Genomic DNA, 11,978 nt, shown 5'->3' with positions numbered 1-11,978 from the left:
ACCAACGCCGATCGAGCTTCCGATGATCTTCCTCGACCATGCCATCGTGTTTGTCCGAAATTTGGAGTCGGCGGCGCACCACTACCGCCGGCTCGGGTTCACGCTCACCGAGCGGGGCGGCCACCCCTCCTTGGGGACCGCTAACCACACCATCATGCTCGGCCGCGACTACATCGAACTCCTGGCCGTGCTCGATCGGTCGACCGGCAGCGAGCGGTGGGCCCGGATTCTCGAGCGCCGCGAGGGATTTGGGGCCATGGCTCTCGGCACCACCGATGTCAGGGCCACCCGGACGGCCCTGATCGACCGGGGGATCGACGTCCCGCCCGTCGTCGATTTCGAGCGGCCGGTTTCCTTGCCCCATGGAGAGGTTCGGGCTCGCTTCAGCGTCGCTCACCTGCCCGAGGAGTCCAGCCCGGCCCTCCCGGCCTTCTTCTGCCAACAACACACTCGCGAGTTCGTCTGGCGACCGGAGTGGCAGCACCATGCCAACACGGCTTTCGGAATCGCAGGAATGACCGTGATCCACCCGGCCCCTGAGGTAGCAGCCGTGGCCTATCAACGGCTTCTGGGCAGAGCCAGAGTTCACCCGCACCCGGGCGGTGTTGCCCTCGACCTCGGGGCCTCGCGCCTTTGGTTGGTGTCGCCGGGCTATGCGGCCGCTCGCCTCGGGCCCAGCCTGTCGACCAATCCGCCCTCCGCTGAGCCCATCGGGCTCACCGTGTCGATTCATGACCTGAACACGGCGACCACCCATCTCCGTCACGAGGGCGTGCCGTTTCGGCCGTTCGGACCCCGTTCGATCCTGATCCACCCTGACTGGAGCAGCGGCGTGCAACTCGAACTGCTCGCGGTCTAGCCGAGCCCGCCAGATGACCATCACGTGCCTTGCGGCTGTCATGCCCGGCCCCAACGAACCGATTCGTCTCGAGCAGATTGCGATTCCGGCCTTGACCGCCGGCGCCGCCCTCCTCGAGACGATGTACTCCGAAGTCTGCGGAACCGACGTGCATCTCCACCACGGGCGACTCTCGGGTGTTCCCTACCCCTTGATCCCCGGGCACGTCTCGGTCGGCCGCATCGCTGCGATGGGGAGCCCGATCAAGGACATCGACGGGGTTCCCTTTCAGGAGGGCGACGTCGTCACCTTCCTCGACGTCCACGAGACCTGCAACCAGTGTTACCAGTGTTTGGTCGCCAAGCAGACCACCCGGTGTCCGTCCCGCCGGGTGTACGGGATCAGCTACAGCGCCAGCGAAGGGCCGCTCGGAGGGTGGGCGGAGCGGATTTGGATGAAGCCCGGCGTCAAGATGATCCGGCTCCCCGCGGCGCTCGAACCGGAGACCTTCATCGGCGGAGGATGCGGGTTGACGACCGCGGTCCACGCGGTCGATCGAGCCGAGATCAAGCTTGGGCAAAGCGTGGCGGTCCTCGGTGCCGGCCCGGTGGGCCAATCAGCGATTGCCCTGGCGGCGTTGTCCGGTGCGGGCGAGATCATCGCCGTCGGGGCACCGGCGGATCGACTGGCGTTCGCTCGGCGGATGGGTGCCACAACCACCTTGGACCTCGCGGTGCCTCCCGCCGAACGACTCGAGACAGTGCGCCGCCTGACCGGAGGGCGGGGGGTGGACGTCGTCATCGAAGCCGCCGGGCGGCCAGAGGCCGTTCCCCAGGCGCTTGATTTGGTTCGCGACGGGGGCCGGGTGGTGGTGGTCGGCCAGTATACCGACCACGGCACGGTTCCGATCCACCCCCACTTTCAGATCAACCGGAAGCACGTGGACCTCCGCGGGTGCTGGGGATCGGACTATTCGCACTTCCATCGGGCGGTCGAATTGGCCGCGCGGTTTCAGCACCGGATTCCTTGGCGAGAGATGGTGACGGCCCGATTCGACCTGGCCCATGCCGGGGACGCACTCGCAGCGGTCGCATCGCAGACCCTTCTCAAGGCCATCATCATCCCGTAGTCACACCCCGGCCCGGCGAAAGGAGCCGTCGGCATGGTCGAGAACGCGTTCGAGCTCCTGTCCAAGCGAGGGATCGTCCACCTCGACGATGAGCGGAAGGCGTCAATGGTGCCGAATCTCCTCGTGGTGCTCTGCAGCGAGCGGTCGACCCAACCGGTGATAAACGCCGGATCGCTCTACTCCTGATTCCCGTGGCCGAGCGGAAGTCCGTCCTGATCCGAATTGACCCAGCGTTACACGACGCCTTGCAGCGCTGAGCCTCGGCCGAGCTTCGAAGCCTCAACGGTCAAATCGAATTCGCCTTACGGCGAGCGCTGACCGAGGCTGGCAAACTGCCTCCGCCGAGGAAGAGCGAGTGACTTTTCGCCTCTTGTTGGCCGCGCTCATTGCCGGCATCGGGGCCGCCCTGCCCTGGGCCGACGCCGCCCCGGCTCCTCCGGACTATCTTTCCCGGCACGAGGCAATCCTGGGGGTTCCGATGAAATGGCTGATGTCCGTAATGCTGATTGCCGTCCTGGGCGATCCGGCGGCCGCCCAAGATTCACCCGCCGCCAAGCCCAAAGTCAAACGTCAACCGAATGTCATCGTCGTCGAAGAAATCGATGCGATCCGGACCGAGGTCAACACGGCGCGGGACCTCGTTCAGCGGTTGCGCCCCGGGTTCCTTCGGAACCGGGGCGCCAGCTCCTTCGGCAATGCGGCCAGCGGCACCCCCACGCCAACCGCCCGGGTCGTCGTGGATGGGGCCCCCCGGGTCGGGGTGGGCGCGCTGGCGGAAATCTCCGCAATGATCGTTCGGGAAATCCGCTACCTCAATGCCGCCGACGCCAGCATTCAATTCGGAACAGGTTACGACGGCGGCGCCATCTTGGTCTTCACTCGGTAACGGGCCTACTTCTTGGCGGTGAGGCTCTCGAACACCGACGTCACCAAGTCGTCCGCCTTCATGAAGCCCTTACCCCAAGTGGCGTCAAACGCCGCACTGGGCTTGGCCGCCAGGACCTGAACCAAGGTTTGTCGACCGGCAACCAGCTTCTTCACCTTGTTTCGCACCGCCACCAACATGTCCCGATAGGGCGCCACCGAGATGGCCTGGATCCGGACCGTGTCCTGCTGCCCCTCGGCCGCGTTGGCTGACCCGATCAAGATCAGCGCGGTGATTGCGGCCTTCAGGTGATTTGAACTCCCAATGTGAGTGAAAGGTCGGTCTACGCATCCTCGGCGAGCGGCCGGCGAAGGGCGACCCCGAGACCCGCGGCCCCGAGGCCAAGGAGGAGCGCCAACCCAAGCGTGGCACCGACCAGGGCCGGGGGAGCGATCGGAACCAACTTGCCTACCATGGCGACCAGCGCCGGAAATCCGTCAGCCCGGGCGCTCCGGAGCAGCAAGCCAGCCCAGCCGAGCACGCATCCGGCCGGGACCGTGAACAACGGACGGGACCGCCGGGGTGCAAACAGTGCCCCGACCAGCCCGATGACCGGTACCGCGTACCACCCGGCGGCGAGGGTGCCGAAGGCCACGCCGTTGGCGACGACCAGCATCCAATAAACCATCACCATGGCCTAACGCCCCTTTCCGAACGTGAGGCGACTCTCGATCCGATCGGCGGGAAAGGTCTCGGGCCGGGCGGGGACGACCAATGAATCGAGGGCGCCGGTCAGCCAGCCGTCGAGAAAATCTCGATAGTGGCGGCTGGTGGGGTTGCCGGACTGGCCGCCCGGATAGGTGGCCCAGGCCGTCACCTCTTTTCCAAGCTCTACTACCATCCGCCAGCTCGCGCCACTGGTCCCGGCCCCACTCGACGGGCTCAAGGTGGAGGGTCCCGAGGGAACCGACAACTCGAGCGCCGAGAGCGCCGGGATCTTCAGGAGGTGGTAGATGTTGGCGTGGTGCGCATTGCGCCAGAGCCAACCGGCGCTGTCGGCCGGGCCATGCCGGGCCAGCGCCGAGTCCAGTCCGGCGGCGAGGGAGGCCTCGAGGATGTCATCCCGGTGCTCGATGACGCTTGTCGTCGCACGATCGTCCCACCACCCGCTCGTTGAATCGCCAAGGAGCCCCAACAAAACGGATTCAGCCGGGCGAAGGCCCTGGCGCGGCTCGGTCGAGGCGAGCTCGTCCCAGGTCCGGCGGACGAGTTCCCGCATCACCGCCTCGAACAACGCTGGGCCGCGACTCTCGAGCTCGTAGCGGCCATTCCAGGAGGCCAGCAACCCCCGAGCCTCGACGACCTTGGCCGGGGCTCGAATCCGCTGGAGCGAATCGCGGCCTAACAAGAACGGCAGGAACCGATCGGCCCGGGCACTGCCGGGGTCGGTTTGAAACCGTCGCATCGCGTCGGGCGTGACCTGCGAGTCGGCCCGGAGCAAGGTGTTGATCCGGATCGCCCGCCAGGGGCTGTACCAATTGGCTCCGAGATATCGCGAGTTCTGGCTCGGGTCGACCGGCTGTTGGTTGGCCGACGACAGATACCCCCGGGCCGGATTGATCGAAAACGGATAGAAATCGAGGGGCAGGTCGCCGGTCCAGTCGTTGGCCGACCGGGTGCCGTCTTGAATCAGATCCCCGCGGCCGGCGCCGGGCCGAACGGGATAGCGACCGGTAGACCGAATCGCGATCGTTCCGCGCCGATCGGCTACCACCATGTTCTGGGCGGGCACCGCATACGTGGCGGATTTCTCGAGGAATTCATCGGTGCTCCCGGCCCGGCCCATGGCGAGGAGCTCGGAGCCGTTGTTGGCGGCCCCGTACGCGGTCCAGGCCATGGACATCCAGACGGAGTCGGCCTTCCACAACGGCCCTCGGTGGGTAAATCGGACCGTATCGACCGCGAGCACCGCCCCTAGGGGCGATCGAAACGTCTCAACCCGGAGCTCCAGGTCCCGCCACCCGCCGTCGAGGCGATACCGGGTCGGGGTGACCGGATCATCAACAGACTCCCGGTAGAAGTCGTTGGCGTCCGATCCGGTGTTCGTAAACGACCAGGCAATCGAGCGATTGAACCCGATCACCACCCACGGCGCCCCCGGGAGCGTGACGCCGGCCACATCGAGCCGGTCAGGCACCACCAGGTGGGCCTGATACCATATCGATGGCAGCGTCAGCTCGAGATGGGGGTCTCCCGCCAGCAATGCGTGGCCGGTGGCCGAGCGGGCCGGGCCCACGACCCAGTTGTTGCTCCCGAGCGCCTCCTCCCCGGACCAGCGAAGAAATCGGCCTAACGCCAAGTGAGCGGTCGTGGCGGCGGCGGCCGCCTGCCGGCCGGTGGAATCGGGTGGGCCGGGCGCCGGGATCGGGACGAACGCCAACCGAGTCGAGTCCACGGGGTTCGGCTGGATCGGCTCCTGAATCGGCGCGTCCACCGGGAACAGCGCCTCCGCCGCCGGCCAGCCGACCTTGGCGGCGGCCGCCGCCTTCTGAATCGAGGCGTCATTGTAGGCCAACGTGAGCGCCATCCGGCCCAGCAAGAGGTAGGTGTTCCCGACCGACCATGGCGCCGGCCGAGCGCCCAAGAGCCGGTACTCGACCGGGAGGTCGCGCCCGCTCATGGCCGAGATCCAGGCGTTCACGCCTTCGCCGTAGGCTTGGATCGACCGGAAGGCGTCCGAGGTCGTGTCCACCGTCGCGAGTCCGCGTTCCACCATTCGGCGAAAACCCAATCGCCTGGCGTCGCGATCGACCGGAAGCGCCCGGGCACCCACGAGCTCGGTCAACGTCCCGGCCGCGGCCCGAGTCTGGATCTCGAGCTGAAAGAGGCGGTCTCTGGCGACCAGGTACCCAAGCGCCCGAAAGGCGTCGAGTTCCTGGTCCGCATAGATGTGCGGGACGCCCCGGGTGTCCACGATGGCGGTCACTGCCCCTTCGAAAATCGGGAGCCGAATGGCCTCGGCGGTCCTGGGCCGGGCGGCGATCGGCAAGGCCCAGACCCCATGGCCGGGGTCCAGCAAGGGGCCCAGAGGAGGCAGGCTCCCGAGCGGGCGCGATCCGAAAACGAGCGTGCCGAGCCCAAGGGCCAATCCCGCTCCACCCAGAAGTATTCGCTTGATCATGGGGGCAAAGGTTCCGGTCGGAGGCGGCGTTGTCAAGCGGTCGTGCCTCGCGAGCTTGCGGAATCGGGGGTCCCTGAAGTTAGATCCGAGGAACCGGCTCCCTCGGAGATCAACGTCATTGCAACCAAACTTCGTTGACAATGACGCCGCCGAGCGGATCATGCGGATCCGGATCATCCTCTGTCCGGCCCTCGCCGGGCTGGTGATCGGCGGTTTGGGTGGCGTTTACCTCGTCGCCCAAGGGCGGACCGGTCTCGGTGGCGCCATCCTGGCCGCGGTCGTGGTTGGGGTCCTGGGAGCTGGGTTGGGGATCGTGGCGTGGCGGCTCATCGGCCAGATGGGCCACGGGTTCGTGGCGTTGGTCACCGCCTCAAGCGCCCACCGCGGCGACCCCACCTTTTCGCAGGAGGCCTCGCTGGTGGCACGAGGGCAATTCGCCGAAGCCGCGGATCGGCTCCGGACCCACCTCAACCGGATTCCGACCGACCACGCCGCCCGCCTCATCTTGGCGGATCTGCTCACCCGTCATCTCCGGGCCGCCGCCGAAGCGGCCGCGCTCTCCGAGACCGTTCGCGATCGCTTGGTAAACCCGAGCCAAGTGCTCTAGGCGGCCAAGCACGAGTTGGCGGAACTCAAGGCGCGGGAGTTGTAGCCGCCGCCCGACGCCGGTTCCACTGCTTGCGGGACTGGCTCCGGGATCGTAATTTTTGCATACAAATCTGTTCTGTTGTCGCGCCGCCAGCCCAGCGACAACCATGCTTCGGACATCATACCAGCGTGAGGCCCCCGACGATGGTCCCGCCAGCCCGATCGCTCGCTGTTGGTTTCCTCTTTGCCACCCTGGCCTGTCAGCCGCCGACCCCGGCGGGGGGCGTGCCCTCCGGCGACGGACCCGAGTACGACCTGATTCTGACGGGCGGACGAATCATCGATGGGTCCGGCAATCCCTGGTTCTACGGCGACGTCGCGATTCGGGGCGAGCGGATTTCGCGAATTACCCCCCCGGGAATGTTGGCCAAAGCCGCGGCCAAGCAACGACTCGATGCCACCGGCCGAGTGATCGCTCCGGGGTTCATCGATATCCAGGCCCAATCGGTGGCGGCGTTTACTCTTGGTGATGGCCGGGTGATTTCGAGCGTCACCCAAGGCATTACCACGGCCATCCTGGGCGAGGGCTCCACGCCGGCGCCGTCCAACGACCGGATCATCGCCGCGCTGGCCGGCAGCGAGGTAGCGCTGAAGCCGGCGCTCGAGAAGTTTCGGGGCCCCCGCGGTTTCAACGCGTGGCTTGAGATGATGCGTGACCACGGGGTGTCCCAGAACGTGGGGTCGTTCCTCGGGGCGGCGACGGCACGGATCTACGCCAAGGGCGAGGCCCAGGGTGAGGCGACACCCGCCGAACTCGACACCATTCGAACCGTGGTCAAGCACGCGATGGAAGACGGGGCCTTTGGGGTCGCGAGCGCCCTGATCTATCCGCCCGCGAGCTACGCCTCGACCGAGGAGTTGATTGCCCAGGCCAAGGCCGCCGCTCCCTACGGTGGCGTCTATATCACCCACATGCGTTCCGAGGCCGACCGGTTTCTCGAGGCGATCGACGAAGCGATCCGGATCGGACGGGAAGGCGGCGTCCCGGTTGAGATCTACCACTTGAAGGCGAGCGGGACGGCCAACTGGTCCAAGATGCCGCTCGCGATCGCCAAGATCGACTCGGTCCGGAACGCAGGCCAGGATGTGACGGCCGACATGTACCTCTATACGGCCGGGGGCACTTCGCTGGCCGCCTGTGCCCCGCCCTGGGCGGCCGAGGGCGGCAAGCTGCTCGCCAACCTGCAGGACCCCACGGTTCGCGCCAAGATCAAGGCCGAGATGACCGGGGCCCGGATGACCAACTCGGAAGGTCTCTGCACGTTAGGCGGTCCCGGGGGAGTCCAGGTGGTTGGCTTTACGACGGCCGGACTGAAGCAGTATGAAGGCCAACGTCTGGACCACATTGCCACGGCCATGAAGAAGGACTGGTTCGAGGCCTGGTCGGATATCGTGGTCGGGGAGAAGGCGGCCATCGGGGCGATCTTCCACATGATGACCGAGTCCAACCTGCCGTTGCAGATCCGCCAGCCCTGGATCAAATGGGGCACCGATGCCGACGGCATGGATCCCGACAACACCGGTGGCCTGTTGGCGCATCCGCGCGCCTACGGGAACCATCCCCGACTGCTGGGCCGCTACGTCCGGGAGCAGAAGGTGATCGGTCTCGAGGAGGCAATCCGGAAGGGCACCTCGGCGGTCGCCCGCCGTTTGATGATCAAGGAGCGCGGCCTGCTCGAGGAGGGGTACTTTGCCGATGTCATCGTGTTCGATCCGGCCACGGTCATCGACCGGGCTACGTTCGAGCAACCGCACCAGCTTTCGGTCGGCATCGAGCACGTCTTCGTGAACGGTATGGCGGTGGTGACAGCCGGGAAGCACACGGGGGCGAAACCGGGCAAGATCGTCCGGGGCGCGGGCTGGACCGGACGGAATCAATGACGCCGGCCAACCGGGCCGAGCCGGAAGGTGCCGCTCGTACCGATCGGCCCAAGCAGGTCTATAAACAGCTCCGTGAGTTGATCGTATCGGGTCGTCTCGCGCCAGGCAGCCGGTTGGTCGAAACCGACATCGCGACCCGCTTCGGGGTGAGCCGGACGCCGATTCGAGGGGCGCTCCAACGGCTCCTGCAGGAAGGCTATATCATCGACTCGCCGTCGATGCAGCAATCCCGGCCAACGGTGGCGCCACTCACGGGCGAGGACGCGCGGGAGCTGTTCAATATCGTCGGCGAACTGGAGGGACTCTCCGCCGGCCTTGCGGCGCGACTGCCCGCGGCGGCGCGACAGGCCTTGGTCCAAGAACTCAGGCCCATCAACAACGACCTCCGGAGAGTGGCGCAAGCGTCGAGCCCCGACCACGACCGGCTGTGGGTGCTCGATGATCTCTTCCACCAGCGGTGCGTCGACGCCGCCGCGGGCCCTCGCCTCACGGTGCTGCACTCGGCGGTGAAGCCTCAGGCCGAGCGGTACGAACGCCTGTACGTCAGCTTCCTGGCCGGAGAAGTCGGCACCTCGGTGACCGAGCATGAAGCCATCATCGACGCGATCGAGGCCGGCGATGCCAAGGGGGCCAAGACGGCAGTGGAGTTGAATTGGCAGAACGCGGCCGAGCGTCTTGGCCGGGTCATCGAGCGGGTGGGCGACCGCGGACGCTGGTAACCAACGAGGCTACATGACCGACCTGAAGCGGATTTTTACCTGGCGGGCCATCGCCATCCTCACCCTCGGAACCGTGATCGGTTCCGGAATCTTCGTGGTACCGAGTGCGGTGCTTCGGGACTCCGGCGGATCGGTCGGGCTCGCGACGATGGTATGGATCGTCGGCGGGATCCTGTCCTACCTCGGAGCCCTGACGTACGCCGAGTTGGCGGCGATGAACCCCGGGTCGGGCGGCCTCTATCTCTACATCCGAGACGCGTTCGGATCGGCCGTGGCCTTTGCCTACGGGTGGACCCTGTTCGTAGTGATCGGCTCCGGCACCGTCGCGGCCCTGGCGGTTGCCTCGTCCACCTATCTGTCCGTGTGGATCCCGATGTCGCCGATGACGCAGCGCATGGTCGGGGTCTTTTTTGCCCTCCTGGTTTCGTTCGTCAACGTGTTGGGGACCCAGCAGAGCACCAGCGTGCTCAAGGCCGGCACCGCCATCAAACTGGGGGCGATCGCGCTGCTGGTCATTGCCCTCCCCGCCCTGGGCTCGGGCTTTTCCGAGGTCACTCAAGTCTGGCCGACCTTCTCGACGCCCGGCCTGGCCGCCACGACCGGACTGGCGCTGGTTTCGGTGCTGTGGGCCTACGAAGGCTGGCAGTATCTGACCTTCATGACCGGAGAGACGATCGACCCGCAGCGGAACTTTCCGCGCGGGCTTGCCCTCGGGGTGTTCGGGTTGATTGTGATCTACGTCCTGTCGGCGCTGGCCTATGTGGCGGCCCTCGGGCCCGCCGGCGTGATGGCCTCGAACCGGGTCGCCGCCGACGCGGCGGGCGCGGTTCTCGGCGGGTCCTGGGCCAAGATCATTTCTCTCCCGATCATGATCTCGATGCTCACCGCCGCGCAGGCCAACTCGATGATGTCGGCCCGGGTCTACTTTGCGATGGCCAAGGACGGCGTCTTTTTCCAACGGATGGCTGGCGTCCATCCGCGGTTCGGCACGCCGGCATTTGCCTTGATGGCGGCGGGCATCTGGTCGGCGATTCTGGCGGCCTCCGGCACCTTTGATTTGCTGCTCCAGTATGTCGTCTTCGTAGGGTGGCTGTTCTACAGCCTCGGCGGGCTCGCGGTGCTGGCCCTCCGCCGCAGCCGGCCTGATGCGGTCCGGCCGTTCCGGGTTCCCGGCTACCCCGTGACCCCGATCCTCTTCGTCTTGTCGGGCCTCGCGATTGTCGTCAACACCGTCGTCCAGTCGCCGCAAAAGGGGCTCATCGGCCTCGGCGCGACCGCGGCGGCGATTCCGATTTACGCCATTTGGCGCCGTCTCGCCCCACCCTCGAGGTGAGCCCTCCATGAGCGAACTCAAGCGCACCCTCAGTGCCAAGGATGTCGCGGTCATCACGATCGGGACCATCATCGGCTCGGGGATCTTTCTCACGCCGGGCGGTGTGCTTAGGAACAGCGGCGGGTACGTCGGCGTCTCGTTGTCGGTCTGGGCCGTGGGTGGGTTCCTCACCCTGCTCGGCGCGCTGTCCTACGCCGAACTCGGATGTATGCGGACCGGAGCTGGAGGCCTGTACGCCTATATCCGGGATGCGTTCGGACCGGTCACGGCGTTCGTGTATGGCTGGACGTTGTTTGCGGTGATCGCGAGTGGGAGCGTCGCGGCGCTCGCCGCCGCAGCCGGCGACAACATGGCTGCGCTCGTCCCGGGGATTTCTCCGATCGGACGGAAGTTGGTGGGCTTGGCCGCGATTGCCTTCCTGGCCTTCATCAACGTCCGCGGCACCCGACAGAGCACCACGGTTCTGGGCGTGGCCACGGCGCTCAAAGTGGGGGCCCTGCTTTTCTTGATCGTGGCCTTGCCGCTGGTCGGCCACGGATTTTCCGAGGTCACGGTCGCCTGGCCGGCGACCTGGGATGCCACGCTGGTCTCCGGGGGATTGGCGGCCATGGTCGCCGTCCTGTGGGCCTACGAGGGATGGCAGTACGCGACCTTCGTCGGCGGGGAGGTCGAGAACCCGCAACGAAATTTCCCGCTTGGCCTTGTCATCGGGACGGCCGGCTGCATCGCGGTCTATGTGCTCGCGAACCTGGGCTATGTGGCGGGCCTCGGACCCACCGCCCTGCAATCCTCGAGCACGGTGGCGTCGGACGCGGTCGCCGTGGGCTTTGGAGCCGGCGCCGGCAAACTCATGGCCATCCCGGTGTTGGTCTCCATCGTGAGCGGGGCGCACGGGATCATGCTGACCGCGTCCCGGGTGTTTTTCACCATGGCGAATGACGGCGTATTTTTCAAGAAACTGGGTGAGGTCCACCCCCGGTTCGGCACGCCGGCAAATTCCGTGTTGGCTGTCAGTGCTTGGGCGGCGGTGCTGGCGTTGTCCGGACAATTCAATACGCTCCTGACCTATGTCGTATTCGTCGGTTGGATCTTCTACGGTCTAGGCGGACTCTGCGTGATCGTCTTTCGACAAAAGGACCCCGATGCGCCCCGGCCGTTCAAGGTGCCCGGGTATCCGCTGACTCCGTTGCTCTTCGTGGCCGCGGCGGTGGTGATCGTGGTGAACACGGTCGTCTCGAATCCGGCGCGGGGCGCCATCGGCATTGGCGGTACTTTGGTCGGGATTCCGATCTACTACCTCTGGAAGCGAAGCAAGCCGTCAGTCGGCTGACGGTTAACTCGTTGTGAAATAATCACTTGAAATGCAAGCAAGTGACCACTTGCT

10 protein-coding genes and 1 pseudogene are annotated in these 11,978 nt (G+C 66.3%); 8 read left to right on the top strand and 3 right to left on the bottom strand.

What is annotated here, in order from left to right; genetic code table 11:
• Positions 1-22 precede the first annotated feature (22 nt).
• From EXR94_02995 to EXR94_02985, 3 genes and pseudogenes are all read left to right on the top strand, one after another.
• Complete coding sequence (locus EXR94_02995; protein MSR01696.1) at positions 23-859, top strand: hypothetical protein; 837 nt, start codon at positions 23-25, stop codon at positions 857-859.
• A 19-nt stretch (positions 860-878) separates the two neighbouring features.
• Positions 879-1,967, top strand: coding sequence for an alcohol dehydrogenase (locus EXR94_02990; GenBank protein ID MSR01695.1), 1,089 nt, complete (start codon positions 879-881; stop codon positions 1,965-1,967).
• A gap of 18 nt (positions 1,968-1,985) precedes the next feature.
• A pseudogene (locus tag EXR94_02985) lies at positions 1,986-2,153 on the top strand (SPFH domain-containing protein).
• A 705-nt stretch (positions 2,154-2,858) separates the two neighbouring features.
• Here the strand turns inward: EXR94_02985 and EXR94_02980 are convergent.
• From EXR94_02980 to EXR94_02970, 3 genes are all read right to left on the bottom strand, one after another.
• Complete coding sequence (locus EXR94_02980) at positions 2,859-3,113, bottom strand: hypothetical protein (protein ID MSR01694.1); 255 nt, start codon at positions 3,111-3,113, stop codon at positions 2,859-2,861.
• Positions 3,114-3,175: 62 nt separating this feature from the next.
• Positions 3,176-3,526 (bottom strand): hypothetical protein, encoded by a 351-nt coding sequence (locus EXR94_02975; protein ID MSR01693.1) that lies wholly within the window; start codon positions 3,524-3,526, stop codon positions 3,176-3,178.
• 3 nt (positions 3,527-3,529) lie between these two features.
• Positions 3,530-6,190 (bottom strand): penicillin acylase family protein, encoded by a 2,661-nt coding sequence (locus EXR94_02970; protein MSR01692.1) that lies wholly within the window; start codon positions 6,188-6,190, stop codon positions 3,530-3,532.
• Between EXR94_02970 and EXR94_02965 the strand changes: the two genes are divergently transcribed.
• From EXR94_02965 to EXR94_02945, 5 genes are all read left to right on the top strand, one after another.
• Positions 6,174-6,620 carry a hypothetical protein gene (locus EXR94_02965; GenBank protein ID MSR01691.1) on the top strand — a complete coding sequence of 149 codons (447 nt, stop codon included), beginning with the start codon at positions 6,174-6,176 and terminating at the stop codon, positions 6,618-6,620. The genes EXR94_02970 and EXR94_02965 overlap by 17 nt on opposite strands.
• 185 nt (positions 6,621-6,805) lie before the next feature.
• Complete coding sequence (locus EXR94_02960; protein ID MSR01690.1) at positions 6,806-8,542, top strand: D-aminoacylase; 1,737 nt, start codon at positions 6,806-6,808, stop codon at positions 8,540-8,542.
• Positions 8,539-9,261: a GntR family transcriptional regulator gene (locus EXR94_02955; protein MSR01689.1), complete on the top strand. Its 723-nt coding sequence runs from the start codon at positions 8,539-8,541 to the stop codon at positions 9,259-9,261. The genes EXR94_02960 and EXR94_02955 overlap by 4 nt, the downstream gene beginning before the upstream one ends.
• Positions 9,262-9,274: 13 nt before the next feature.
• The gene (locus EXR94_02950; protein MSR01688.1) at positions 9,275-10,594 is read left to right on the top strand and encodes an amino acid permease; all 1,320 of its coding nucleotides are present in this window, start codon (positions 9,275-9,277) and stop codon (positions 10,592-10,594) included.
• A gap of 7 nt (positions 10,595-10,601) precedes the next feature.
• Positions 10,602-11,924, top strand: coding sequence for an amino acid permease (locus EXR94_02945; protein MSR01687.1), 1,323 nt, complete (start codon positions 10,602-10,604; stop codon positions 11,922-11,924).
• The last annotated feature ends 54 nt before the right edge of the window (positions 11,925-11,978 follow it).

The organism is Gemmatimonadota bacterium (assembly GCA_009692115.1).
In the GTDB taxonomy this organism is placed as follows: domain Bacteria; phylum Gemmatimonadota; class Gemmatimonadetes; order Gemmatimonadales; family GWC2-71-9; genus SHZU01.
The sequence above is the reverse complement of the archived record's forward strand: the minus strand, read 5'-3'. Positions and strand labels throughout refer to the sequence as shown.